This is a genomic window from Aeromicrobium panaciterrae (assembly GCF_031457275.1).
Lineage (GTDB): Bacteria > Actinomycetota > Actinomycetes > Propionibacteriales > Nocardioidaceae > Aeromicrobium > Aeromicrobium panaciterrae_A.
In genome coordinates this window covers 569,466-594,340 of sequence record NZ_JAVDWH010000001.1, presented here as the reverse complement: position 1 = coordinate 594,340, position 24,875 = coordinate 569,466, and the positions used below count along the sequence as shown (strand labels likewise).

At 65.1% G+C, this 24,875-nt stretch carries 23 protein-coding genes; 4 read left to right on the top strand and 19 right to left on the bottom strand.

Annotation, left to right across the window (positions count from 1 at the left end; genetic code table 11):
- Genes J2X11_RS02970 through topA form a run of 6 tightly spaced genes read right to left on the bottom strand, consistent with a single transcriptional unit; the run spans nucleotide 1 to nucleotide 7,585 of the window.
- Nucleotides 1-1,533, bottom strand: a complete 1,533-nt coding sequence (locus J2X11_RS02970) for an alpha/beta hydrolase (protein WP_309966614.1) — start codon at nucleotides 1,531-1,533, stop codon at nucleotides 1-3.
- On the bottom strand, nucleotides 1,530-2,675 hold the full coding sequence (locus J2X11_RS02965) for a DNA polymerase III subunit delta' (RefSeq protein ID WP_309966612.1): 1,146 nt from the start codon (nucleotides 2,673-2,675) through the stop codon (nucleotides 1,530-1,532). Before J2X11_RS02965 ends, J2X11_RS02970 begins: the two co-directional genes overlap by 4 nt.
- Nucleotides 2,672-3,313 (bottom strand): dTMP kinase, encoded by a 642-nt coding sequence (gene tmk, locus J2X11_RS02960; protein ID WP_309966610.1) that lies wholly within the window; start codon nucleotides 3,311-3,313, stop codon nucleotides 2,672-2,674. Before tmk ends, J2X11_RS02965 begins: the two co-directional genes overlap by 4 nt.
- Before the next feature lie 10 nt (nucleotides 3,314-3,323).
- Nucleotides 3,324-3,740 (bottom strand): MmcQ/YjbR family DNA-binding protein, encoded by a 417-nt coding sequence (locus J2X11_RS02955; RefSeq protein ID WP_309966607.1) that lies wholly within the window; start codon nucleotides 3,738-3,740, stop codon nucleotides 3,324-3,326.
- Nucleotides 3,741-3,749: 9 nt separating this feature from the next.
- On the bottom strand, nucleotides 3,750-4,904 hold the full coding sequence (locus J2X11_RS02950; protein ID WP_309966605.1) for a low temperature requirement protein A: 1,155 nt from the start codon (nucleotides 4,902-4,904) through the stop codon (nucleotides 3,750-3,752).
- A 5-nt stretch (nucleotides 4,905-4,909) separates the two neighbouring features.
- Nucleotides 4,910-7,585, bottom strand: a complete 2,676-nt coding sequence (gene topA, locus J2X11_RS02945) for a type I DNA topoisomerase (protein WP_309966603.1) — start codon at nucleotides 7,583-7,585, stop codon at nucleotides 4,910-4,912.
- Nucleotides 7,586-7,696: 111 nt separating this feature from the next.
- On the opposite strand from topA, the gene J2X11_RS02940 reads away from it, so the two are divergent.
- A complete protein-coding gene (locus J2X11_RS02940; protein ID WP_309966601.1) occupies nucleotides 7,697-8,908 on the top strand; it encodes an MFS transporter in 1,212 nt (403 codons plus the stop codon).
- Here the strand turns inward: J2X11_RS02940 and J2X11_RS02935 are convergent.
- From J2X11_RS02935 to J2X11_RS02925, 3 genes are all read right to left on the bottom strand, one after another.
- Nucleotides 8,905-10,404 (bottom strand): DUF7059 domain-containing protein, encoded by a 1,500-nt coding sequence (locus J2X11_RS02935; protein WP_309966599.1) that lies wholly within the window; start codon nucleotides 10,402-10,404, stop codon nucleotides 8,905-8,907. The two genes, J2X11_RS02940 and J2X11_RS02935, sit on opposite strands and share 4 nt — an antisense overlap.
- Before the next feature lie 65 nt (nucleotides 10,405-10,469).
- A complete protein-coding gene (locus J2X11_RS02930; protein ID WP_309966597.1) occupies nucleotides 10,470-12,875 on the bottom strand; it encodes a sodium-translocating pyrophosphatase in 2,406 nt (801 codons plus the stop codon).
- Between the two features lie 91 nt (nucleotides 12,876-12,966).
- The gene (locus tag J2X11_RS02925; protein ID WP_463675071.1) at nucleotides 12,967-13,329 is read right to left on the bottom strand and encodes an anti-sigma factor antagonist; all 363 of its coding nucleotides are present in this window, start codon (nucleotides 13,327-13,329) and stop codon (nucleotides 12,967-12,969) included.
- Between the two features lie 67 nt (nucleotides 13,330-13,396).
- Here J2X11_RS02925 and J2X11_RS02920 point away from each other — a divergent pair, with 67 nt between their 5' ends.
- Nucleotides 13,397-15,688: a DEAD/DEAH box helicase gene (locus tag J2X11_RS02920; protein ID WP_309966595.1), complete on the top strand. Its 2,292-nt coding sequence runs from the start codon at nucleotides 13,397-13,399 to the stop codon at nucleotides 15,686-15,688.
- Here the strand turns inward: J2X11_RS02920 and J2X11_RS02915 are convergent.
- The 8 genes from J2X11_RS02915 to ssd form a co-directional block, all read right to left on the bottom strand.
- A complete protein-coding gene (locus J2X11_RS02915) occupies nucleotides 15,685-16,035 on the bottom strand; it encodes an Rv3654c family TadE-like protein (protein WP_309966593.1) in 351 nt (116 codons plus the stop codon). The genes J2X11_RS02920 and J2X11_RS02915 overlap by 4 nt on opposite strands.
- Complete coding sequence (locus tag J2X11_RS02910) at nucleotides 16,032-16,385, bottom strand: TadE family type IV pilus minor pilin (protein WP_309966591.1); 354 nt, start codon at nucleotides 16,383-16,385, stop codon at nucleotides 16,032-16,034. Before J2X11_RS02910 ends, J2X11_RS02915 begins: the two co-directional genes overlap by 4 nt.
- Complete coding sequence (locus J2X11_RS02905) at nucleotides 16,382-16,699, bottom strand: DUF4244 domain-containing protein (RefSeq protein ID WP_309966589.1); 318 nt, start codon at nucleotides 16,697-16,699, stop codon at nucleotides 16,382-16,384. The genes J2X11_RS02910 and J2X11_RS02905 overlap by 4 nt, the downstream gene beginning before the upstream one ends.
- Nucleotides 16,639-16,830 carry a DUF4244 domain-containing protein gene (locus J2X11_RS02900; protein ID WP_309966587.1) on the bottom strand — a complete coding sequence of 64 codons (192 nt, stop codon included), beginning with the start codon at nucleotides 16,828-16,830 and terminating at the stop codon, nucleotides 16,639-16,641. The genes J2X11_RS02905 and J2X11_RS02900 overlap by 61 nt, the downstream gene beginning before the upstream one ends.
- 119 nt (nucleotides 16,831-16,949) lie before the next feature.
- Entirely contained in the window at nucleotides 16,950-17,564 is a 615-nt protein-coding gene (locus J2X11_RS02895; protein WP_309966586.1) for a type II secretion system F family protein, read from the bottom strand.
- Between the two features lie 80 nt (nucleotides 17,565-17,644).
- Nucleotides 17,645-18,433: a type II secretion system F family protein gene (locus tag J2X11_RS02890; protein WP_309966584.1), complete on the bottom strand. Its 789-nt coding sequence runs from the start codon at nucleotides 18,431-18,433 to the stop codon at nucleotides 17,645-17,647.
- 5 nt (nucleotides 18,434-18,438) lie between these two features.
- On the bottom strand, nucleotides 18,439-19,581 hold the full coding sequence (locus J2X11_RS02885; RefSeq protein ID WP_309966583.1) for a TadA family conjugal transfer-associated ATPase: 1,143 nt from the start codon (nucleotides 19,579-19,581) through the stop codon (nucleotides 18,439-18,441).
- A gap of 94 nt (nucleotides 19,582-19,675) precedes the next feature.
- Nucleotides 19,676-20,713, bottom strand: coding sequence for a septum site-determining protein Ssd (gene ssd / locus J2X11_RS02880; protein WP_309966581.1), 1,038 nt, complete (start codon nucleotides 20,711-20,713; stop codon nucleotides 19,676-19,678).
- A gap of 104 nt (nucleotides 20,714-20,817) precedes the next feature.
- Between ssd and J2X11_RS02875 the strand changes: the two genes are divergently transcribed.
- On the top strand, nucleotides 20,818-21,615 hold the full coding sequence (locus J2X11_RS02875; RefSeq protein ID WP_309966580.1) for an HAD family hydrolase: 798 nt from the start codon (nucleotides 20,818-20,820) through the stop codon (nucleotides 21,613-21,615).
- 294 nt (nucleotides 21,616-21,909) lie between these two features.
- Here the strand turns inward: J2X11_RS02875 and J2X11_RS02870 are convergent, their stop codons facing one another.
- Complete coding sequence (locus tag J2X11_RS02870; RefSeq protein WP_309966578.1) at nucleotides 21,910-22,626, bottom strand: Fic family protein; 717 nt, start codon at nucleotides 22,624-22,626, stop codon at nucleotides 21,910-21,912.
- 49 nt (nucleotides 22,627-22,675) lie between these two features.
- On the opposite strand from J2X11_RS02870, the gene J2X11_RS02865 reads away from it, so the two are divergent.
- Nucleotides 22,676-23,356, top strand: a complete 681-nt coding sequence (locus J2X11_RS02865; RefSeq protein WP_309966576.1) for a class I SAM-dependent methyltransferase — start codon at nucleotides 22,676-22,678, stop codon at nucleotides 23,354-23,356.
- Nucleotides 23,357-23,385: 29 nt separating this feature from the next.
- Here J2X11_RS02865 and J2X11_RS02860 read toward each other — a convergent pair whose 3' ends face one another.
- Nucleotides 23,386-24,831, bottom strand: a complete 1,446-nt coding sequence (locus J2X11_RS02860; protein WP_309966574.1) for a tyrosine-protein kinase domain-containing protein — start codon at nucleotides 24,829-24,831, stop codon at nucleotides 23,386-23,388.
- Between the last annotated feature and the right edge of the window lie 44 nt (nucleotides 24,832-24,875).

Below are 24,875 nucleotides of genomic sequence, written 5' to 3'. Positions count from 1 at the left end.
CTACTCAGCCTTGCAGAACAGCCCATCCTTGGGCACCTTGCCGGAGACGAGGTACTCGTCGACGGCCTTGCTGATGCACTGGTTGCCGGACGAATAGGCCGTGTGGCCGTCACCATCGCGGGAGATCAGAACACCTGACGCCAACTGCTTCGCCAGGGACTGGGCCCCTTCGTACGGTGTGGCTGGGTCTCGCGTCGTTCCAACCACGATGATCGGCGGAGCCCCCTCGCCGTCGATCTTGACCTGTGGATGCGTCGCCTTGATCGGCCAGTCGCTGGGCGACAGCGTGCCCCAACCGAGTGCGCGTCCGAACACCGGAGAGATCTTCTCGAAGCGAGGCAACGCAGCCTCCACCTCCGCCAGAGTCGGCGGATCGGCGACATCGAGGCTGCTGACGGCGTAGATGACCTCACCGATGTTGTCGCCGTACTTGCCGTTGGGATCGCGGTCGAAGTAGGCGTCGGAGAGCACGAGCAATGTCGTGCCATCGCCCCCGAAGGCTTCCTTGAGTCCACGCTCGAGGTAGTGCCACGTGCCCTTGTCGTAGAGCGTGACGGCGACCCCGTAGAACGCCAGGCCCTCGGTCAACTCGCGGGAAGGATCTCCGGTCTCCATAGGAGTCTCGTCGAGCCGACGCATGAGGTCGGAAATCTTGGCCATGCCAGCATCGAGGTCGTTGCCGAGCGGGCACGAGTCCTTCTTGATGCAGTCCTTGGCGAATGCCACGAGAGCGCGCTGGAACCCGGTCGCCTGACCAATCGCGGACTCAATCACGCTGAGTGCCGGGTCAACCGCACCGTCGAGGACCATGCGTCCGACGGTCTTGGGGAACAGCGTCGCGTACGTCGCGCCGAGCTGGGTGCCGTAGGAGGCGCCAAACCAGTCCATCTTCTTGCGGCCGAGCAGAGCACGTACGACGTCCATGTCGCGTGCAGCCTCCTCGGTGGAGACATGGGCCGCGAGCTCGCCACCCTCACGCTCACAGGCCGTGCCGAGATCAGTCACGCTCTTGCGAAGCGCAGCGATCTCCTCAGGAGTGTTGGGGTCGGGATCGACGTTGGTGAAGTCGGAGAAGTTGTCGTCTGACATGCACTGGAGCGGTTCGCTGTCGCCGACGCCTCGGGGATCGACGCCAACGATGTCGTACGTCTCGAGCACCTCGTTGCCGAACTCCGACGACATCGTGTCGGCGAAGTCTGTGGCGTCGCCGCCAGGTCCGCCGGGGTTCACGAAGATGCTGCGCTTGGCGGCACCACCGAGCGACGGGATCACCTTGACCGCGAGCTTGGTCGTCGCGCCGGTGGGGTCGTCGTAGTCGATGGGAACGGCCACGTCGGCGCACTTGGCATCGTCACAGCTGCTCCACGAGACATCTTGCGTGTAGAACTTCGAAAGGTCGCTGGGTACGTCCGACGCGACCGGCTCAGGCTTGGTCCAGGTCTCGCGATCGGTGATCACGTAAGCCGCGCCCACGATGACCGCGGTGATGATGAGCACGAGTGCGAGGCCGAGAGCCCAGGCGCGTCTGTTCATGTCTGGCGAAGTCCCATCATCATTCGTTCGAGAGCAAGCAGCGGAGCAGCATTTGCCGTGAGCGACTCACGGCACTCGACGATGGCATCGATCATCCCGATGGTCGATTCGGGCGTCCACATCCGCGCCACCGTATTGATGTCGTCGACGACATCGGCATTGATCAGATCGGTCCCGGTTGCGCACTGGACGGCGAGCACATCGCGGCAGAACGACAGCAGATCGAGGAGAACCCCATCGATCGAGTCGCGGGCAAGTCGCGTACGACGGCGCTTCTGGTCCTTCTCGAGCGTCGACAGCGCCCCCGAGTAGCCCGCCGGGCGTCGGCCTCGTTCCTCGACTCCCCAGCCCTGGCGCAGGTCAGCGAGCTCTCGCTCATCAGCCGCGTCGCCGACCTCTGCAGCTCGGGCCGCAGCTGCATCGTTGATCGTCTGGGCCGCCGCGAGGCAGTCGCCCAGGTCGCGTAGCGACACAGGCAGGGCGAGGATCGCCCGGCGACGCTCGCGTGCGGCCGGATCCTTGGCAAGTCCGCGGGCTCGGCCGATATGTCCCTGCGAGGCCGCAGCAGCGGCAGAAGCCAGCGCCGGCTCAATGCCGTCGCGTTCGACCAGAAGACCCGCAATCGCCGTGGCGGATGGCGTACGAAGCAGTACCGGGCGGCAACGCGAACGGATCGTGATGATGACGTCCTCAACCGCGGGCGCACAGAGCATCCAGATCGTGTGTTTGGACGGCTCTTCGATCGCCTTGAGCAACGCATTGGCAGCCTGGTCGGTGAGTCGATCGGCATCCTCGACGATCAGCACCTGCCAGCGACCGAGCGCAGGCCGCAGGGCCGACTTGCGTACGTACTCGCGGGCCACGTCGGTGCCAATCGACAGTCCGTCGGTACGGATGATCGTGATGTCGGGATGGCTGCCAGCGTGCGCTGTGGTGCAGGAATGGCACTCGCCGCAGCCGCCCTGCTCACATTGCAGTGCAGCTGCGAAGGCACCCGCCGCGTTGGAGCGGCCAGACCCGGGAGGACCGGTGAACAGCCAGGCGTGGGTCATCGAGCGGCCTTCGCCGCCTGCGGACGCAACCGCGTCCTTGAGGATCTCGACTACCGGCTCCTGGCCGACCAGGTCAGACCAGACGCTCATGGGTGAGCCTGACCGAGCCATGGCTCAACTGCGGTCCTGATGTCGGCGTGGATCTCTTCGGGAGTGCCACCACCACCGACGACGAGATAGTGCGCCGGATCGGCAGCGGCCAGCTCCAGGAAGTGTGCGCGTACGCGTTGGTGGAACTCCAACGGTTCAGACTCGATGCGGTCGGCGCCCTCGAACCGCGCATGTCCGATTGCCGGGTCGATGTCGAGGACGATCGTCAGATGCGGACGAAGCGACGAGGTGGCCCAGCGCGCAATGTGCTCGACCTCGGCGATGTCGAGATTGCGGCCGGCGCCTTGGTAGGCGAGCGTCGAATCGACGTAGCGATCGGTGAGCACGACGGCTCCGTCAGCGAGTGCAGGCAGCACGACCATGTCGACGTGCTCAGCCTTGTCGGCGGCGTACAGAAGGACCTCAGTACGCGGGGACAGCTCACCCGTGTCGTTGTCGAGGACGATATGGCGCAAGATTTTGCCGACCTCGGTGCCACCGGGCTCACGGGTCAGCAGGACGCGGTGGCCCAGCGACTCAAGCCACTCGACGAGCAGGGCCGCCTGCGTGGATTTGCCGGACCCCTCCCCACCCTCGAGGGCGAGGAACACCCCGGTGTCGGTGAAGAGCGGATCCATGGTGTGGAGCCTAACCGGGTGGGCCCACGTCGCGGACGAGTACTGCCAGCTTGCGAGGCGCCATCATGCAGAAGCTGTCGGTGAGTAGCTCCTCGACTTCAGCCCAGTCGGTGTCGTCGTCGAGCAGCATGCCCATCGCGTGCCGTCCCCAGTCGGCACTGTAGAACGGTTTGCCCTGGTTCGTCAGCGCCTCACGCTCCTCGTGGACTGCGCGGAACGTCACGACTGTCGTCTCGCCGTCGACATCGAATGCCTTCCGGAACGACGCCGGTCCGTCCTCCTCGATCGTCACGACGTGCGCGAAGGTGCGCTTGCGGACGCGCCATCGCACACCGATCCACGCGCGCTCTTCGTACGCATCGGGCAGCGCCATGCAGATCGCACGCACGCGATCGAGGAACTCCGGCGGGACGGGGACGTCAGCCATACGTCCAACCTAGGCGGAGGCGCTGACAGGAGTCCTTCGCAATACGGCGACCAACAGGATCACGAAGATCACGCCGGCCCACAGCTCGGAGTAGGGCACGAAGGTGACCGCAACGAGCGCGATGACAGCCGCCACGAACGGGATCGCCGTACGCAGTGACGGGTCATGCAGCCGCACACAGATGACCCACAGCATGAGCAGGAACGCAGCCACCGGTCCCGTCACGAAAGCGCTGCTGACCAGGTCGCTGACCTCGGCGTGGTCTCCGTAGTACGCAATCCGCACCGCCAACCCAGCGCCGATTGCCGCAGCCGACCCGAAGATCACATAGTGACCGAAGCCCCACACGTACCCGACGTCGTTGCCAGTCAGGATGCTGGAGTTGTCGCGGGAGAAGTAGAGCCACCACGCGCAGAACGTCACGAGCACGCCACCGGCCACGACGAACCACAACTCCATCGGCGGGTCCTTCTCGTCGAAGGCAACTCGCAGCGCGAGGGTGACCGACAAGATCATCTCGCCCAGCACGATGATGAACATCAGGCCATAGCGCTCGGCGATATGGTGCGGATGCCACGGCGTCGTCCCGGCAAGCTCGGCATAGAACGGCACTCCGAAGTCGAGCGCGACGCCGACGATGAACAGCCACAGCGGAAGGTGTCCGCCGGTCACGAGCAACGCAGCGACCCAACCTGCCTGCACGGCAATCAGCCCGTATGCGTACCGAAGCGCTGTACGACGACGTTCCGGATGACCCGCCGAAGCGCGCAACCACATCAGCACCAGGCCGATCCGCATGATGACGTAGCCGATGATCCCGAGCGTGAAGTCTTCCTCGAAGATCTTCGGCACACCCGCCGCAAGGACAAGTGATCCGAAGATCTGCAGCAAGGTGAGCAACCGGCTGATCGTGTCGTCGGAGTCGTACGCCGAGTTGAACCACACGAAGTTGAGCCAGGCCCAGAAGATCGCGAAGAACGACACCGAGAACCAGATGAGGCCGTGGGCTGGGTGGCCCGCCGCAATCTCGTGCTCGAGGGTCAGCGCTCCCTGTGCGATCGCGACGACGTAGCAAAGATCGGTGAACAGCTCGAGCGGTGAAGCGGTGCGATGCTCCTCGTGAGGATCGCGCGGAGCGAGCGGACGGATCAGCGGTCGGATCATGCCAGTCAGGCCTTCTTGGCTGCAGCTTTCTTGGCCGTCGTCTTCTTGGCGGTCTTCTTCGCGGCCTTCTTGGCCGGGCGCTTGGCCGCCTTCTTAGCTGGACCCTTGGCGCGCCGTTCGGCGAGCAGTTCGTACGCTCGCTCCGGCGTCAGGTCCTCAAGCGAGTCGTCCTTGCGAAGAGTCGCGTTGTACTCGCCGTCGGTGACGTACATGCCGAAGCGACCGTCCTTGGCCACAACCGGTCGCTCGCTGACGGGGTCTGTCCCGAGCTCCTTGAGCGGTGCGGCTGCCGCGCGGCGGCCGTACGTCTTGGGCTGCAGGTAGATCGCCCGCACCTCTTCCTCAGTGATCGTGAGGAGCTGATCTTCGCGCTCGAGCGAGCGAGAGTCAGTGCCCTTCTTGAGGTAGGGACCGTAACGACCGTTCTGCGCTGTGACCTCGGTGCCGTCTTCCTCGGTGTAGATGACGCGAGGGAGCCTGAGCAGCTGCACAGCTTCGTCGAGCGTGATGGTGTCGAGGGTCATCGACGCGAAGAGGCTCGCCGTACGTGGCTTGTCGGCCTTCTTGGCATCCTCAGGCAGCGCCTCGGTGACGTAGGCGCCGAAGCGACCGTTCTTGGCGACAATCGCGAGACCCGTATCGGGGTGGTCGCCGAGCTCCTTCTCAAGGCCGGCCGGCGTTGCCAGCAGCTCCTTGGCCTTGTCGAGCGTCAGCTCGTCAGGCGGGAGATCCTCGGGAACGTTGGCGCGCGTCGGAACGCGCTTGCCTTCGTCGTCTTCGGTGAACGGCGGGCCCTCGACGTACGGTCCGTAGCGGCCGACGCGAAGGTCGATCTCGTCCCCGAGCGGGAACGTCGCGAGTCCGCGGGCGTCGATGTCAGGCAGGTTCTCGACGAGGCGCTTGAGGCCGGTGTTGCCCTCGCCCTCCCCGACCCAGAAGCTGGTGAGTACAGCGACGCGATCTTCCCGGCCGCCGGCGACATCGTCGAGAACGCCTTCGAGTTCAGCGGTGAAGGTGTATTCGATGAGCCTGCCGAAGTGCTGCTCCATCAGGCGAATGACCGAGAACGCGATCCAGGCCGGCACCAGAGCCGTGCCCTTCTTATAGACGTAGCCGCGGTTCTGGATCGTGCCGACGATCGACGCATACGTCGACGGGCGGCCGATCTCGCGGGTCTCCAGCTCGCTGATGAGGCTGGCTTCGGTGAATCGCGCGGGCGGCTTGGTCTCGTGGCCGGCCTTGCCGAGCTCGGCAGCCGTGACCGTCTGACCTTCGATGACGTTGGGCAGCTTGGTCTGCTGGTCGTCACCCTCGGCTTCGGTGTCATCGCTGGACTCGACGTACGCCTTGAGGAATCCGTAGAACGTGATGGTGCGACCCGAAGCGGAGAACAGAGCGTCCTCACCGGTGGTCGCGGTGGCGCCAATGCGGATCGACACCGAGTTGCCCTTGGCGTCCATCATCTGCGAGGCGATGGTGCGCTTCCAGATGAGCTCGTACAGCCGGAGCTCGTCACCACGCAGGCCGGTCTGGTCAGGAGTCTTGAAGCGTTCGCCCGCCGGGCGGATCGCTTCGTGCGCCTCCTGCGCGTTCTTGACCTTGCTGGCGTAGACGCGCGGCTCGGCGGGCAGGTAGTCGCCGCCATAGAGCTCGGTGACCTGGGCGCGGGCCGCGGTGAGTGCGGTCTGCGACAGCGTCGTCGAGTCGGTACGCATATAAGTAATGTGTCCGCCCTCGTACAGGCGCTGGGCGACCTGCATCGTACGAGCGGCCCCGAAGCCGAACTTGCGAGACGCTTCCTGCTGCATCGTCGTCGTACGGAACGGCGCGTATGGCTTGCGCGTGTAGGGCTTGGACTCAACCGATCGGATCGTGAACGGCTGGTCGCGCAGACCATCGGCCAGCGCACCTGCCTTCGCCTCGTCGAGATGGACAACCTTGTCGGACGTCAGTGCGCCGGAGTTGTCGAAGTGTGTGCCGGAAGCAACGCGCAGGCCATCGACGCTGCTGAGCTTGGCCGGGAACTGGCGCGGGTCGAAGCCCTCGCCAGCATCGAACGTTGCCTCGAGGTCCCAGTAGGAGGCGACCTTGAACGCCATACGCTCGCGTTCGCGCTCGACAACAAGGCGGGTGGCGACGGACTGCACGCGGCCGGCGGACAGGCCGCTCATGACCTTCTTCCACAGAACCGGGCTGACCTCGTAGCCGTAGAGGCGGTCGAGGATGCGGCGCGTCTCCTGTGCGTCGACCAAGTCCATGTCGACATCGCGCGGGTTGGCGATCGCGTACTGGATGGCGTCACGAGTGATCTCGTTGAAGACGATGCGCTTGACCGGCACGGTCGGCTTGAGCTCATCAAGCAGGTGCCACGCGATGGCCTCGCCCTCGCGGTCCTCATCGGTTGCGAGTACGAGTTCGTCAGCATCCTTGAGAAGCTTCTTGAGCTTCGCCATCTGCTGCTTCTTCTCGGGCGACACGACGTAGATCGGCTCGAAGTCGTGATCAACATCGACACCCAGGCGCGCCCACGGCTCGCCCTTGAATTTGGCTGGCACCTGGTCGGCGCCCTTGGGTAGATCGCGGATGTGACCGACCGAGGAGTCCACGACATAGCCGTCGCCGAGGTAGCCAGCAATGCTGGCGACCTTGTTGGGTGACTCGACAATGACGAGGGTGGTCAAGAATTCTCTCCGCGGTTCGAATGTTTCTTAGATCAGACGAGGCACACCGTAGCGCGTACGGTCAACGATCTGTGAAACGGTCCTGTCCCCGCGTGGTGCGAGGATGGGTCGGTGGGATTCCGGGGATACGCAGAGTTGTGGGCTGACAGACCCGTACGAACGCTGTTTGTTGCAGCGTTCTTTGCCCGCATACCGGCCATGGCGGCTCCCCTGGTTTTCACCCTTTTCGTCGTCGGTCCACTGGATGGCACCTACGCTCAGGCCGGCATCGTGGCGGCCGCCTCCACCATCGGCGCCGGAGTCGGATCGCCATGGCGCGGACGCCTGATCGACAAGCTCGGCATGCGCCGGGCGATCATTCCGTCGATCGTCGCGGTCGGCGTGCTCTATCCGATCGCCGCTCTCTCCACTTCTTATGCGTTGCTGGTCCCGCTCTCGTTCGTGATGGGTCTGTTCCTCATCCCGATCTTCTCGATCGTGCGTCTGTCGCTCAGCGTCATGGTCGAAGAACGGCTGAGACGCACGGCCTTCTCGGCCGACAGCGTCGTTGCCGAAGCCAGCTTCATCATTGGTCCCGCCGTCGGCGTCGTCCTGGTGACGCAGGCGAGTGCCGCCTGGGCGTTGTTCGCGATCGGCATGACTGAGGTCGTGGCAGGACTGATGTTCCTGCGCCTCAACCCGCCCACCCGCTCGGCCGTTGACCCGGACGAGCCGGTCGTCGAATCCTCGGGACCCAAGGGCCCGTGGATGTCGGTTCCCCTCGCGTTCCTCTTTCTCATCTCCGGCGGCACGCTGGCAGCGCTGATAGGCACCGACCTCGGCATCGTCGCTCAGCTGCGCGAGATCGACCACGTGGGATCGATCGGGTTCACGTACGGCCTGTGGGGCTTGTCGTCGTTGATTGGCGGCGTGATCTACGGATCGCTCAACAAGTCGATCCGACCCACCTATCTATTGCTCGCGCTCGGACTGACGACAATCCCTGTCGGACTCGGCAGCGAGGTCTGGTCGCTGTCGCTGTGGGTCATCCCGACCGGTTTCCTGTGCGCGCCGACCATGACAGCGGCGACCGAGTGGATCGCGAAGCTCACGCCCGAGGATCGTCGCGGTGAAGCCATGGGCTGGCAGGGCACGTCGTTCATGATCGGCGGAGCGGCAAGCTCTCCGATCATCGGCGTTGCGATCGATGAGGTCGGCGCTTGGGGCGGCTTTGTGGTTGGCGGCCTCATCGCCACGGCCATCGCACTACTGGCCTGGGGCGGTCAGTTGCTCCCGGCCTTCAAACCCGACAGCCACTCCATCGAGGAGACGCCCGCCGGCTAGGCGCGCATCTTTGCGGGCTGGTGGGGCAACAGGAAGCCGTCCTCGACGAGCTGTCGTACCGACAACGCGTACGTCGAGCGCAGCTCACCGGCATCGCGCTCGAGCAACATCGCTAGAGCGTCGAGGATCTGCCCGGCCGTGAGGTCGCCATCACTGGCGCTGACGAGTCCGGCTTCGACCGTGTCGACCTGCCGTGCACGGCGTACGCCCTGTTGCAGGCGGAGCACGATGGATTCGGGGTGCTCTGCGCCCACTGGACCTCGGGTCTCCTCGACCAGGTCGGGAGCATGCTTCCAGGCACGGTCGAGCAGGTCTGTGTCTTCGAGATGTCGCATCACATCGACGCGGTGACCCCATGCCGCGACGGTTGGTCCGATCGGCGGTGCGATCTCGCCCGTCCACTCCTCGAAGAGTCGCGTCGGGGCTTCATCCGTACGCCGCATGCTCAGCCAGCCGAAGCCGACCGCATCGATGCGTTCGCTGGCGAACCAGTCGAGCCAGGCGTCGTAGCGCTGGATGTAGTCAGGCGCGGTGTTCAGTCCAGCGTCGGCCAGCCACATCTCGACGTACTCGGACGGATCGACGAGTTCACGTTGCAGGACCCACGAATCGAGCGGGCTCCCCGCGAACCACTCGTCGAGATCCGCCTGCCAGTCGCGGCCGTCGTGGTGCGCCCAGTTGGCGAGGATCTGGCACCACCCACCGTCGTTGAGGTACGTTGCGGCGTTCTCGACGAGATGGCGTACGACGCTGTCGCCGGGCATCCCCGAGTCGCGGTAGACGAGCACGTCGGCGCCAGGAGGTGAGATCACGAAGGGTGGGTTCGTGGCGATCAGGTCGAACTTCTCACCCGCCACCGGGTCGAACAGGCTGCCGTCACGTACGTCGATGTCGAGCTCGTTGAGTGATGCCGTCAGTCGCGCCATCTGCAACGCGCGGGGATTGACGTCTGTCGCGACGACGATGCCCGAGTGCTGGGCGAGGTGCAGCGCCTGCACACCACAGCCGGTGCCGAGGTCGAGTGCTCGGCCGACCGGTTCACGTACGGTCAGCTGCGCCAGCGATGACGATGCCTCGCTGATCCCCAGCACGTGCTCGGGGTTCATCACGCCCTGCGGGCCATTGAGCCCCGGCGTCGAGTCGCAGACGATCCACCAGTCGTGCGACTCATCTCCGTACGGTCTGATGTCGACCAACGCGCGGACCTCGTCGCCCGACAGTTGCAGCATGTTGGCGGCGGCAAGTGGTTCAACGAGATCCGGGAGCGCGGCATCGACGCGGCGTCGGTCGACCGGGACCTGGAGCGCAAACTGCCGTACCAACGTGGCGAGGTCTCCACGGCCGGTCGTAGCGCGCAAGGCTGGAGCGACCTGGTTGCGCGCGAGAGCGTGATGCGCTTCCTCGCCGATCAGCGCAAAGACGTTGTCGACAGTGAAGCCAGCGCGGGTCAGCGCGGCGCGCAGATGCGGGACGTACGCCTCATCGATCACCTGCACACCTTCTCAGACATGAAGAACGGCGCAGACCCGGTTGGGGTCTGCGCCGTTCGACGTAGTGCTGATCAGACCTTTGCCGGCACCGAGTCGGCGTCGCTCGTATCGAGCGCAATCGGACGCGAGCGTGCAATGCCCACAGCGATGACGATGATCAGAACCGCAACACCAGCGATGGTGTAACGGATCGGATCGCTGGCGTCCTCGCCGTACGCGTACTTGATGATCAACGGAGTCGCGAGCAGCGCGACGAGGTTCATCACCTTGAGCAGCGGGTTGATCGCCGGACCGGCGGTGTCCTTGAACGGGTCACCGACCGTGTCACCAATGATCGTCGCCTCATGTGCAGGCGAGCCCTTGCCACCGTGGTTGCCGTCTTCGACGAGCTTCTTGGCGTTGTCCCACGCACCACCGGAGTTGGCGAGGAACACGGCCATCAGCACGCCTGTGCCGATCGCGCCGGCCAGGTAGGCACCGAGCGGACCGATGCCGAGGCCGAAGCCGACAGCAATCGGAGCGAAGATCGCCAAGATGCCCGGCGTCGCCAGCTCACGCAGTGAATCGCGTGTGCAGATGTCGACAACCTTGCCGTACTCGGGACGACCCGTGCCTTCCATGATTCCCGGGATCTCCCGGAACTGGCGACGCACTTCGTAAACCACGGCGCCGGCCGCACGGCCAACAGCGTTGATCGCGAGTCCTGAGAACAGGAACACCACAGCTGCACCGAGGATCAGACCGAAGAGGTTGCTCGGGTCAGCCACGTTGAACACACCGTTGAGGGCGTATGTCTCGATGACCTTGATGCCGCGAGCTTCTTCACCGATGTTGGCGCCTTCAACAGCCGCCGTGATCGAGCTTGTCAGCGAGCCGAACAACGCCGTCGCTGCGAGAACAGCCGTCGCGATTGCGATGCCCTTGGTGATGGCCTTCGTCGTGTTACCGACAGCGTCGAGCTCGGTGAGGATCTTTGCACCCTCTTCATCGACGTCACCCGACATCTCAGCGATGCCCTGGGCGTTGTCGCTGACCGGACCGAACGTGTCCATTGCCACGATGACGCCGACGGTGGTCAGCAGACCACAACCAGCGAGAGACACCGCGAACAGTGCGACAACGAGCGAGCCGCTGCCGAGAAGGAACGCGCCGAAGACAGCCGCACCGATGACGATGGCCGTGTAGACCGCCGACTCGAAGCCGACCGACAGACCCGACAGGATGACAGTTGCGGCACCCGTGAGTGACGTCTTGCCGACGTCCTTGACCGGACGTGTCTCCGTGCCGGTGAAGTAACCCGTGAGGGCCAGGATCACAGCGGCGAGGACGATACCGATCAGCACCGCGATGATCGCGATGAGACGCGGGTTCGCGTCCAGACCCGGAGCGTCAGCACCGGCCTGCTGGCCGAGCGTGACGATCAGTGAGTCAGTGTCGATGCCCGGGAGCTTCGCGTTGCTGAACTTGTCCGGCAGGAGCAGGAATGCTGCGCCGACCGAAGCCGCACCCGACACGAGAGCCGAGATGTAGAACGAGCGGTTGATCGTCGTCAGTCCGCCTTCACCCGCGCGCGGGCGCGTAAGGAAGACACCGAGGATGGCGGTCAGTGCACCGATCGCGGGGATCACGAGCGGGAAGACGAGGCCAACTTCGCCGAAGGCAACCGAGCCGAGGATCAGCGCGGCAACCAGGGTGACGGCGTACGACTCGAAGAGGTCAGCAGCCATACCGGCGCAGTCACCGACGTTGTCACCGACGTTGTCGGCAATCGTCGCAGCGTTGCGCGGGTCATCTTCGGGGATGTTCTGCTCGACCTTGCCGACGAGGTCGGCTCCGACGTCAGCAGCCTTGGTGAAGATACCGCCGCCGACTCGCATGAACATGGCGAGCAGAGCTGCACCGAAGCCGAAGCCTTCAAGCACAACAGGCGCGTCGCCCGTGTAGATCAGGACGATCGCACCGGCACCCAGCAGGCCGAGGCCCACCGTGAGCATGCCGACCGTGCCGCCGGTGCGGAACGCAATACGCATCGCCACCTCGCGGCCCTCGTTCTGGGCAGCTGCCGCTACGCGGATGTTGGCGCGCGTTGCGAGCCACATACCGAGGTAGCCGATCAGTGCCGAGAAGCCTGCGCCAGCCAGCAGCGCAACATAGCGACCGATCTTGATCTTCCATTCGTTGTCCCACCCGAGGACAGCCGCGTCGAGCGCGACCAGCATTCCGAGTGCCACGAGCGCGAAGACCGCGAGAGTACGGAACTGGCGGCTGAGGTACGCGGCTGCGCCCTCCTGGACTGCCTGTCCGATCTCCTGCATCTTCTCGGTTCCCTCAGATGCCTTCAGCACCTGAGAACGGAACACAAACGCCATGATGAGCGCGAGAACACCGACGCCGACAACCGCGTACAAGTAGTACGAGTTCTTGTCAGAAAAGTCGAGATCTCCGCCTACTGCCGCAACAAAAGTCGCGTTCGCCATGAAAATCCTCCATGAGATAAGCAGAAAGAAGCGTTGGCCCAGACATCCAGACCAACGTGACGGAGGTTACATGCCAATTATGAGAACGGCATCAAGGGGTCTCATGATGTGTCGCCGCACGAGCCTCGTCGATCGAGGCGTGCAGGCCAAAGACCTTGTCCAATCCGGTGATCCCGAAGATCTTCAGGATGCGCTCGTGGGTGCACACAATGTCGAGTGAGCCGCCGTCTGCTCGGACGCGTTTGAGGGCGCCGACCAGCACACCGAGACCAGTGGAGTCGAGGAAGTCGACCCTCTCGACATCGATGATCAATCGTGTGTGTCCCGCTTCGATCGCCGTGACAATCGCCTCGCGAAGCTTGGGGGCTGTGTATACGTCGACTTCGCCGCCGACCTCGATGATCTCGAAATCGTCGACAGTGCGCGATGACAGTGCCAGCTCCATGTCAAGCATCTAACCACGATCTGTGGGCCGTCGCCGCTCGACAGATTGCATGCGCAGGGTCTGGAAGACTTCCCACGTGGAACCCGCCGACATCGTCCTTCGCCACAGCGAACGGGTCACGCATGTCGAGCACATCCCAGCTCGCGAAGCCGTCATCGAGCCGTGGCCCGACTGGGTCGACCCTGAAGTCCGGTCGATGTACGAGGCCGAGGGCATCCCCCACCTTTGGGGCCACCAGGCCGAGGCCCTGCACCACATACGTTCTGGCCTCCACACGGTTGTGTCGACCGGTACGGCGTCAGGCAAGTCCTTGGCCTTCCAGGCTCCGGCGCTGACTGCTCTCGCGGAGGGTCGCTCGGGCAGCGGACTGCAAGGCAATCGACTGCCGAGCGTCCTCTATCTCGCACCGACCAAGGCACTCGCTGCGGACCAGCTGCGTCGTCTGGCGGCTGCTCCGGCATTCACCCGGCCGGCGACGGTCGACGGGGACAACTCGCGCGAAGAGCGGGCTTGGGCGCGAGACCACGCCAACTACCTGCTGACCAACCCAGACACGCTGCACCACACGATCCTTCCCGGGCACGCTCGATGGAGTCGTGTGCTTGGCGGCGTCAGCCATGTCGTGATCGATGAGTGTCACCACTATCGAGGCGTCTTCGGCGCTCACGTGGCTCACGTCCTGCGCCGGCTGCGACGCATCTGTCAGCACTACGGGGCCGATCCGGTGTTCGTCCTGTCGTCGGCGACAGTCGCAGACCCCGATGTCTTCGCAGCACGCCTCACCGGACTCGACGTCGTTGCGGTGAGGGACGACGCTTCGCCGCACGCGGCGCAGACCATCGCCTTGTGGGAGCCACCGCTGCTCCCCGGGCAGGACGAGAGCCAGACGCCCGTGCGCCGCGCAGCCAACACTGAAGCCGGCGAACTCCTCACCGATCTGGTCATCGGGAAGGTACGCACGCTGGCGTTCGTTCGATCGCGACGCGGAGCCGAGACAGTCGCGGCAACAGCCCAACGGAGTCTGTCCGAGGTCGATCCCGAGCTGGCGGCTCGGGTCGCGACCTACCGAGGCGGCTACCTGCCCGAAGAACGACGTGAACTCGAGCGACGACTTCGGGATGGCGATCTGCTCGGATTGGCCAGCACCAACGCGTTGGAGCTTGGCATCGACATCGCAGGGCTCGACGCGATCATCAGCGTCGGCTTTCCAGGTACTCGGGCAGCACTCCGCCAGCAGTTCGGCCGCGCGGGTCGAGCGGGACGCGACTCGATCGGCATCCTGGTCGCCCGCGACGAGCCGCTCGACACATACCTCGTGCACCACCCCGAGGCACTACTTGGCGCACCGGTCGAGTCGTCGGTCTTCGATCCTGACAATCCTTATGTGCTCGGCCCCCACCTGGCGGCTGCAGCCCACGAGCTGCCATTGACCGAGGCTGACTTCGAGCTTTTCGGCCCGCGTACGGCTGAGGGCATCAAGGCGCTCGAGGCTGCCGGGCTGCTGCGCAAACGTCCCGCTGGCTGGTTCTGGACCAAGCGCGAACGGGCCAGCAACCTTGCCGACATCCGGTCGAGCGGTGGGTCGCCGGTGCAGATCGTTGATGCCGGTACGGGCCGACTGATCGGCACGGTGGATGCGGGATCGGCAGATGCCGCGGTCCACGACGGCGCGGTCTATGTGCACCAGGGCGAGGTGCATGTCGTCAATGAGTACGACGTTGAGGACGGAGTCGCGATCGTGCATCGCGAGGATCCGGAATATTCGACGATGGCGCGATCGGTCACCGAGATCACGATCACCGAGACAGAGCGGACGACGAAGTGGGGCGAGGCCGCGATGTCGTTCGGTTCGGTAGATGTGGTCAGGCAGGTCATCTCTTATACAAAGCGGAGCACGACGGGCGGAGGGATGCTGGGCGAGGAGCTGCTGGATCTGCCGGAGCGAACCCTGCCGACGAAGGCTGTCTGGTGGACGCTCAGTGAGGAGGCTGTTGCTGAGTCGCTGAAGACTGCCGACATTCCTGGTGCCGCACACGCAGCGGAGCATGCGGCGATCGGGTTGCTCCCGCTGCTGGCCACGTGCGATCGCTGGGACATCGGCGGCGTCTCGACCGCGCTTCATTCGGACACTGGAACGCTGACTGTCTTCGTCTACGACGGCTATCCGGGAGGCGCCGGCTTTGCCGAGCGTGGGTACGAGGTCGCGCAGCGCTGGTTGACGATCACCCGCGACGCGATCATGGCCTGCGAATGCCCGACCGGCTGCCCGTCGTGTGTCTATTCACCCAAATGCGGGAACGGCAACGAGCCCCTCAACAAGGCCGGAGCGGTCACACTCCTCAACGCGCTTCTCGCCGACTCCTACTAGTCCATGTAGAAGTCTGGTGCGGCGCGAGCCTTCTGTTCGAACGACCACCTCTGACCCCACCACGACTTGCTGGTGCCACCCGCCACGATCGTTGCCACGTCGTAGTCCATCCGACATGAGACCAGTCGGGCACGGTTGCGACGGACCAGCTCATCGGCCGCGTCGCAGCCGTCGTTGCCCTCGACACTCGCGCGGCTTGCCGCCAACGCCGCCAAGTCTGCAGCGGCCGCAACCGAATGCTTCAGTCGTATGAGGCCCGCGACCTGGGCCAACACCAACGCGACGAGCGTCAACAACACCGCAGCCGATGCGGCGTAAACCGTTACCGCACCACGATCGCGACTCACGGCGACTCCTCAGCAGCCACCGATGACGACTCCATCTCGCGAGCGCCGATCCCCGAGAAGAACGGGATCGGCATTGCCGACTTCGCGTTCACGGTCACCGTCACGAGGCCGTCCTCTGTGGTGATGGTGATCTTCGCGTCGTCGGGCGAGAGCTTCTTGGCAGCGAGCCTGGCCGCTCCGACGGACTCGCCTCGTGCGACCAGACGCGCGCCCTCGCGAGATGCATCGATGAGGCGCACCTGGGTGAGGCCGAGCGACACGATCCACAGCAACAGGAATGCGAAGGCCACGCCGAGCGGAGCGATCGTGGCGAGCTCGGCCGTGACCATCCCGCGTTGATGCCTGATCACATTCTCAGACCCATTCCGGGTATGAAGTCGCGAAGCGGCCGCCAGGACAGCGCACCCTCCAATATCTCTGTGAAGGTCTTGAGCCACGGGTTGTCGTGGTCGAGCGCGCCAAGTCTGTAGAGAACCAGTCCGATGCAGACCGCGCCAAGCGTGCCGACGGTGTATTCGGCTGTGGCCATCCCTCGTTCGTCTCTCCTCACGGCGGAACTCCTTTCGAGCAACCGGGGCGAGAAAGGCTCGCCCCGGCGCTGGGTCAGAACGGCAGGATCTCGGGGATCTTGTTGATGAGGTCCTTGACGAGATCGCCGAACCATTCGGACTGGCCGATCTTGACCAGCACGCCGCCGATCGTGCAGGCGCCCAGCGTGCCGACGGTGTATTCGGCGGTGGTCATGCCGCGCTCGGCCCGTAGTCGCTGTGCCCTTTTCAAAAGCGAGGTCTTCATGAGGTGTCCCTTCGGTGGGTGAATCTGTCACCGGGAATATGTGTTTCGCGGTGGCCCATCTGTGCCCCCACTTCGCGGATTGGGGACACCTGACCCGACTCCAAACCATGTGGACACGTTCAGAAGGAGAAGGAGCGAAAGGCGCTCATGATCGTCGGCACTATTCCGATGAGGAAGAAGGCCGGGAGAAAACAGACACCGAGAGGCGCAGCCGTACGGACCGCTACCTTGCGACTGGCTTCGCGCCGAGCTGCGTTGCGCTCGCGACGCAGCTCGTCGGCAACCCCGGCGATCACCTGCGCGACGGGCATCCCCGAGGTCTCAGCGCGACGAAATGCTCGACCGACGGGTGCCAGCGCTGGATCGTCGAGCACCGAGGTCCAGACAGCGATCGAATCTCCGGCGATCGCCAGGCGACTCGCAAGCTGGCCGAGTTCGGGGCCGAGGGGGTCGTACGTTGCGTCGGCCGCAAGTTCCAGCGCCACATTGGGCGGTCGTCCGACTTCGAGTGCCGCCACCATGAGGTCGAGGGCTCCCGGAAGCTGCGCCGAGATCTTGGCGTTGCGTTCGCGCGTTGCCGCCGACTCGAGGCGACTCACGAACGTGTGAGCGACCGGACTCAGCCCCAGGCCAAGGACCGCACCGACCGGCCAACCCAAGACCATCAACGCCAAGAGCGGTGTTGCCGCTGCCGCCAGCACTGCAGGCTTCGGTCTGTGTGACGGTCGGGGCACCGCAAAGAGTGCACGTTGCCTGCCGAGAGGTGACGCTGGAATGGCGCACCACACGGCCAAGGAGACAAGCAACGCCGTGATCATCCGGTCCGCTCGGCAGTCGTCGCAATGCGGTTGACCCAGGCCACTCCGGCGCAGGCGCACGCCGAGCCCGCTGCCAGACACAGTGCGCCGGGAACAGTGCCGGTGAGCAGTGTGATCGGATCCGCGCCCATCCCCGCGCCCATGGTCAGGCCGATGACGGGGAGGACTGCCATGAGACGACCCGTCGCTCGGGCGGGCGAGACACCTGACTGCACCTCGCGCTCGACTTCCCGGTCGTCTCGCGTCGACGCTTCGAGTCGATCCAGGGTGCGCGCTAAGGGTGCCCCGGCCCGCTCGGCAACAGACCAGGCGCTGGCGACCGCAGCCAGCAGCTCGCAGCCCGGTGCGGCCGATTGCAGTTGCAAGGCTGACGCCACGTCTCCGCCCAACTCCGCTGCGCGCGAAGCAGTGACGAGAATCGGGAAGTCTGGCGCGAGCCCGGCCAGGGCGCGCTGCGGCAGAATGCCAGCCCGTAGCTCGGCTGCCATCAGGCCCAAGGCCTCAGCCACCGCGTCGCGCTGGGTACGGGCACGACGACGTACGCGTTCGGCGCGCAGTTGGCACACAGCGAACCAGGCGACACCGCCGACCGTGAGCGAAGCAATCAACCGCGCCGGCGGGAGGCCGACCGTGATGACCACGGCGCAGGTCACCACCGAGAGCGGTGCGATCAGCGAGGCGGGTCTGACCACCTTGTAACGGGACGTTCCGAGACGTTCATGGGCGAGCCAGGACCCGGGCAGTCTGACCAGTAGGCACGCGAAGACCGTGAGCGACGCAGCCATGAGAGTCACTCGAGGAGCGCGGTGAGGCGGTCGTGACCCGGACCCCACACCGCTTCCTTGCCGTCGAAAGCCAACGCGGGCTCGCACCTCACCAGTCCGCTTTCGTCCGCGTCGAGGACGGCGATCTGCTCGACGGTACGGGTGCCGTCGGCCGCCCTCGCAAGGTGCAGCACGAGGTCGAGGCTTGAGCGCAGCTGACTGTGCACCGCTTCGCGTGGCATACCGGCGGCAACCCCGAGTGCCTCGAACCGCGCGGGCACATCCGCCGCCGAGTTGGCATGGATCGTGCCACAACCACCTTCGTGCCCGGTGTTGAGCGCGGCCAACAGGTCGACCACTTCGCCGCCGCGCACTTCTCCGACAATCAGCCGGTCAGGGCGCATCCTCAACGCCTGACGCACGAGGTCGCGTACGGTCACGAGTCCAGCGCCCTCAATATTGGCTGGACGAGCCTCGAGGCCGACAACGTGAGGATGGTCAGGTCGCAGCTCGGTGGCGTCTTCGACGATCACGATGCGCTCGTCCGGGTCGACCAGACCGAGCATCGCGGCAAGCAGCGTGGTCTTGCCCGAGCCAGTGCCACCGCTGACGATGAATGCGCACCGCTTGGCGACAATTGCCTGGATGTGCTCGACGGCGACCGCGCTCAACGACCCAGCGGCTGCCAGCTCGTCGAGCGAGAACGATCGTCGAGCGGGCACGCGCAACGAGATCAACGAGCCCGGTCTGGCCAGTGGAGCGAGCACGGCATGCAGTCGAGTTCCGTCACCCAGCCGCGCATCGACCCACGGACTCGCGTCGTCGAGGCGTCGTCCGGCCTGAGCTGCAAGGCGTTGGGCAAGGCGGCGTACGGATTCCTCATCGCCGAACTGAATCGAAGACTTCTCCAAGCCGCGACCCCGATCGAAGTAGACCTCCTCCGGGCCATTGACCAGCACGTCAGTGACACCGGGCAACGCGAGTAGCGGTTCGAGTGATCCGACCCCGCGTGTCTCCCGCCTCAGCTCATCAACCAGAGCCAGAACAGTGGCGCTGCCGGCGAGCTGGTGTTCTGCGCGAAGCGCCGCCGCGACGCTGTGCGCCGTCGGTTCGGACGGATCGGACGCCAGCCGCTGCCGAATTCGCTCGACGAGCTCTCGCTGTGTCATTCGGTCGCCTCTAGTGGCAAGCCAAGCGCGCTATGCCCTGGGGTGTCGGCGCCCGCATGACGACTGTGCACTTTGATGCCCTCGCTGCGCTCGGTCATGTGGCCAGCCCAAGAACGTCGAGCAAGGCGGCGGACGTTCGGCGTGCCGAACGCGACATGCCTGGTCCATGGCCTCGGTCGACCGAGCCACGGATGCGGCGATCGAATCGGTGTCTCGTGTGCACTGGATGACCCAGCGCGTCCGCAACCGCCGTCGTGCCAATGCCCCTTGAGCGGCTGACGCTGACCACTGCGATGGAGGCAGTACAAGCTTCGAGGCGCGAGAGCACGTGTCGCGCCGCACCGAGGGCGCAGATCTCCTCAGCCACCACCAGCACCGTGAGCACGGAGCGTCCAAGGATGTCGACACCGTGGGCATCCAAGTGGCGTGGAACATCGGCAACAACGAGGTCGAACCCTCGCACTGCGGCCGTGAGTACTGACGGGACGGAGTCGGGCAGCGATGCCTCCGATGTGCGATCCCACGAGAGCGTCGCGACGCCCGAGTGAACCGGGAGAACGTCAGACAACGATCCGGCGCTGAGTCGTCCACGAGTCGAGTCGAGGTCGCGCCAGCGCACGCCCTCGGCGCGCTCCGAACCGAGGACGAGGTCGAGTCCACCGCCGAGAGGATCGGCATCGAACAGCAGCGATCGAAGCCTGCGACGACCAGCAGTCAGCGCCGTGGATGCCGCCAACGTCGAGGCGCCCACCCCGCCTGACCCACCAACCACGCTGACCAAACACGCCTCACCTCGCCCGTCGAGCGCCGAGGCCAGCGCCTCGAGGATGCGCTCCTCCTCCGCGCGGACGAACACACCCCCGGCGCCGAGCCGGACCGCAGTCGACCACCATTTCGAGGCATCGTCCGTCACGAGAAGGACGTGATCACGCCGCGGCATCTCCGCCTGAGCCATCCGTTCGGCCAGATCCTCGCCGACGATCACCAACGGCGCACGGCGCCAGGACCGGCGGGCCGATGTGAGGTCTGCGGCAACCTCCGGGATGACTCCGACTGCCGCGCACCAGCGCAGCGCATCGTCGAGAAGATGCTCATCGGCGGTGGCAATCAGGGGTAGCTCGGCGTCGGACATACATCAACCGTCACGCCCAGCGACGACCGAACGATGCGTAAACGACCCGGCTGTGGACGCTCCTCCTGACCCATCGCGGGTGTGGACGTGCCTATCCTGAAGTCGTGAGCACCCGATCTGCGGCGTTCTTTGACCTGGACAAGACCATCATTGCCAAGTCGAGCACGCTCGCTTTCAGCAAGCCGTTCTTCGAGGGCGGCTTGCTCAGTCGACGAGCCGTGCTGCGCAGTGCATACGCGCAGTTCATGTTCTCGATCAACGGTGCTGACCACGATCAGCTCGAGAAGATGCGCGCCTACCTCACGCAGATGGTGGCGGGCTGGGACGTCGAGGTCGTGCGCCAGTCCGTCGGCGAGACCCTGCACTCGATCATCGATCCCATCGTGTTCGACGAGGCCGTCGAGCTCATCGAGATGCATCAGGCGGCAGGCCGCGACGTGGTGATCGTCTCGGCTTCCGGCACTGAGGTCGTTGAGCCGATCGGCGAGATGCTCGGCGTTGACCACGTCATCGCCACGACCTTGGTGGTCAAGGACGGCCGCTACACCGGAGACGTCGACTTCTACGCGTACGGGCCCAACAAGGCCAAGGCGATGGAACAGCTCGCCGCTGAGCGGGGCTACGACCTCACCGAGAGCTACGCCTACTCAGACTCCGAGACCGATGCGCCCATGCTGGCGGCCGTCGGTCACCCCTTCGCGGTCAACCCGGACAAGACACTGCGCCGCATGGCCGATGAGAACGGCTGGCCGATCCTGATCTTCGCTCGACCCGTTGCCCTCCGTCGACGCCTCGGACTCGACACACGCGTCGGAAAAGTCGCGGCCGTTGCTGTTGTGGCTGGTGCGGTCAGTGCGATCACTGTTGCGCTGGTTACGCGGCGCAAGCGTCTCGTCGCCTGACACCTGCACCCCTTGTGAACCAAAGCGCAGAACGTTACGCGCGAGTAGGGCTGTTGCCTTCCGGGCCACCGGCGTACAAAAGGAACAAGAACTCAGACAACTCCACAGACGGCACAGCAGCCCAGTACCCACGCGGCGATCACCCGTCTCAATGGGACAGTTGCTCGCAGATCTTCGTTCCACTCAGGGATTCAAGCGAAGACACGACGACTCAGATCCAGCACGCCTGGTAGCTGAGCATTGCTGGCCAGGCGGCGTCCATTCCTCTGGAATTGGCGCCGCCGCTCTGTGTCGTCATCCTGCAAGCGGCGAGACTTCGGCTGCGCGAGTGAACGCGGCAGACGAGTACATCAGCCATTGGTGAACGCCCGTGGGCTTCTTGCTCGCGTATGCCGCGAGTGCCGAGCGATAGCCGTCCGGCACGGCCGCATGGCCAAGCTCGGGCACCGTCACGGACGCCGGGTCGACGCCCTTCGAGACCATCACCAGACGCTCGGCTGCGCGACCGACGACGCCGTTGTGCGTGCCGAACGCACCCGCCGCGATGATCTCGGCGTGCACGAGCGCTGCCACGACAAGTCCCGGCGCCTCTGTCGGCTGCCCGATCATCCACGCAAGCTCCGTCAACCGGGCAACGCCATCGGGATTGACCGGACGACCGAGGTCCTCGTCATCGACCGATCCACCAGCGGCCAAGGCATGCATCCGAGCCATGGCCTGGACGGGCGAACGCTTCCACACCGGGATCAGCCCCAGGAGCTCGGTCGAGAGCCGGACGGCGCCACGGGCGGTCGCATCGCCGCCACCTGCCGCCAGCACCTCCGGCTCGTACGAGCTGCCCTCGAGCGTGGCAGTCGCAGCCGCACCCAGAAGTAGGGACTTGGCGGTGTGATCGGGGGTGCTTTGGCGCAGCCCTCGGTCACGAAGAAGCGAGTCAATGCCATCGCGAGTTGCTGCGTACGCGGAAGGGATGCCCTCGAGCTGAGCTGCTGAGATGAACGGATCGGACACGCCCGAAGCGTACCGGCCAGCCGTACGGCGGCCCGGTAACCTCAATAGGGTGACCGACTCCCCGCAAGATCGCACCGCCAAGTGGTTGGTCGGGGACCGGCTTGCCTGCGTCTTGCACCTCGGTGACGGCGCCCTCGCGTACGAGCTCGTCGAGCAGGGTCATGAGGTCGTTGTCGCTGGCGACGATGTCACCGCAAGCCGCCACGAGGACATCCAGTACGTCCGCACCGCCGGCGAGCGACTGCCATTCCTCTCCGACGCGTTCGACGTCGTGATCGCTCCTGAGGCTCGCGAGGCACCGACAGCTCTGGCCGAGTACGCCCGCGTGCTCCGCCGTGACGGCCTTCTCTCGACCATCACGCAGCGCTATGACCACTCGATCCCGTGGATGCGCAAGCTGCGCGAGATCACCGGCGACCGCGATGCCCCACCGACTCCGGTCGACACCTTCACCGCCTCGGGACTGTTCCACGAGCCCGAGACGCACGAGTTCGGCACGTGGGAGAAGCTCGACCTCCCAGGACTGATGCGCTTCGCCGAGGCGACCAAGCATCCGTCAGTCGGCGAAGCCGCACTGTCGCAGGTACGCGACCTGTTCATGGAGTACGGAGCGCAGACTGGCTTCTTGCGGCTGCGTCACGAGACGACCTGCGTACGCGCACGCGTCGACAAGAGCAGCCTCACGGTCGAGGCGGAGCCGCCCGACACGATGCTGGTCGAATTCCGCTGACCAACGCTCGTTGAGCGAATGCGTTCAGCTCAGCGGAAGGCTTCGTGCGCTGCCGGATCGTCACCGACGCGACGACGGCCGCCACCCTGTGCTGGGCGCGGGCTAGCGATCTCAGGACGCTCGAAGGTTGCGCCGTAGCCATAGCCGTAGCCATAGCCGTAGCCACCGCCGCCGCGACGCGGAATGCCGTTGAGCACCACGCCGTACAGGCGACCGTTGAGACCAAGGATGCGCTCGGCCGCGAGGCGGAGAACGTCCTTGCGGGTGCGACCGTAGCGAGCCACAAGCAGGACGCCATCAACGTGGCGAATGAGGGTCGACGTGTCAGCAACGGGCAGGATCGGCGGCGCGTCAATCACGATCACGTCATATGCCTCGCGAACCACGTGCAAGAGTCCGCCAACGGCGTCGGTCTCGAGGACCTCAGACGGGTTGGGCGGACGAGGTCCGGTTGGGAGGACGTCCAGGCCGCTGGAGTGGGCCTGGACGGCGTCGCTCAGCGAGATGTGGCCGAGCAGGACCGACAGCATGCCGACTGCATTCTCGAGGCCGAGGTTGGCTGCGACGCTCGGGCTGCGGAGGTCGCAGTCGATGAGCAGAACGGACTGGCCTGTTGCGGCGAGCGACTGCGCGAGGTTGACCGCGGTGAGCGTCTTGCCCTCATTGGGAAGCGCGCTGGTCACCAGGATCATCTGACCGCTGGAGTCGAGGTCGGCGAATCGCAGGTTGGCGCGGAGGACTCGGAATCCCTCGGCGAGCGGGCTGCCAGGGGCGACCGCGCTGTGCGCGTCCTTGGCGACCGACGGGTCGTGCGGCAGGGCGGAGATGACGGGCAGGTCGACCGCGTTCTCGACGTCCTGGCGGGACTTGATGCTGATGTCGAGGAGATCCTTGATCAGCGCTCCCACAATGCCCGCGAGCAAGCTGAGGATGACGCCGATGGCGATGACGAAGCCCAGCGGCACGCCGACGGGAACCGAATCCAACAGCGGGGTTCCGGTCGACCGGGCGACGACGGCAGCAGGCTTGTCGCTGGTCGGCTTCTCGAATTCGTTGACGAGCGCGACGAGCTCAGTGATCTCGGCTTCAGCAAGATCTCGCGCTTCCACCGGGGTCGGCCCCGTGGCGCGGATCTCGACGATCTGGGTGCTGGTCACCACCTTGGTGGTGATGCGGCTGGCAAGGTCCGAGCGGCTGAGTTGCAGTCCTGTGCGGTCGATGACCTTCTGAAGCAGGACCGGGTCCTTGGCAAGCTCCGCGTACGAAGCGGTGCGCTGGGCCACGAGGTAAGTCGACAGGTAGTCGTTGACCTGGGCCGAGTTGTCCGGAACCACGATGAAAACGCGGCCGGTCGACGCATAGACGGCTGCCTTGCTCATCGACAGACCCACTGTGAGGAAGGATCCAATGAGCAGGGTCAGAACGATGAATTTCCAGCGTGCGCGAAGCACGCCTATGAACTGCTGGAAATTCATCAAGCCTCCGCTGTTGTGCTCTCAGGCGGGATAGTTCCGCCGGA

Excerpts from the sequence above, each read along its gene's own strand:
- J2X11_RS02970 (WP_309966614.1), bottom strand. The coding sequence starts at position 1,533 with ATGAACAGACGCGCCTGGGCTCTCGGCCTCGCACTCGTGCTCATCATC.
- J2X11_RS02965 (WP_309966612.1), bottom strand. The coding sequence starts at position 2,675 with ATGAGCGTCTGGTCTGACCTGGTCGGCCAGGAGCCGGTAGTCGAGATC.
- tmk (WP_309966610.1), bottom strand. The coding sequence starts at position 3,313 with ATGGATCCGCTCTTCACCGACACCGGGGTGTTCCTCGCCCTCGAGGGT.
- J2X11_RS02955 (WP_309966607.1), bottom strand. The coding sequence starts at position 3,740 with ATGGCTGACGTCCCCGTCCCGCCGGAGTTCCTCGATCGCGTGCGTGCG.
- J2X11_RS02950 (WP_309966605.1), bottom strand. The coding sequence starts at position 4,904 with ATGATCCGACCGCTGATCCGTCCGCTCGCTCCGCGCGATCCTCACGAG.
- J2X11_RS02930 (WP_309966597.1), bottom strand. The coding sequence starts at position 12,875 with ATGGCGAACGCGACTTTTGTTGCGGCAGTAGGCGGAGATCTCGACTTT.
- J2X11_RS02925 (WP_463675071.1), bottom strand. The coding sequence starts at position 13,329 with ATGCTTGACATGGAGCTGGCACTGTCATCGCGCACTGTCGACGATTTC.
- J2X11_RS02905 (WP_309966589.1), bottom strand. The coding sequence starts at position 16,699 with ATGGTTCGGCGATCTCGTCAAGGACCTCATCAACAAGATCCCCGAGAT.
- J2X11_RS02900 (WP_309966587.1), bottom strand. The coding sequence starts at position 16,830 with ATGAAGACCTCGCTTTTGAAAAGGGCACAGCGACTACGGGCCGAGCGC.
- J2X11_RS02890 (WP_309966584.1), bottom strand. The coding sequence starts at position 18,433 with ATGGCTGCGTCGCTCACGGTCTTCGCGTGCCTACTGGTCAGACTGCCC.
- J2X11_RS02885 (WP_309966583.1), bottom strand. The coding sequence starts at position 19,581 with ATGACACAGCGAGAGCTCGTCGAGCGAATTCGGCAGCGGCTGGCGTCC.
- ssd (WP_309966581.1), bottom strand. The coding sequence starts at position 20,713 with ATGTCCGACGCCGAGCTACCCCTGATTGCCACCGCCGATGAGCATCTT.
- J2X11_RS02860 (WP_309966574.1), bottom strand. The coding sequence starts at position 24,831 with ATGAATTTCCAGCAGTTCATAGGCGTGCTTCGCGCACGCTGGAAATTC.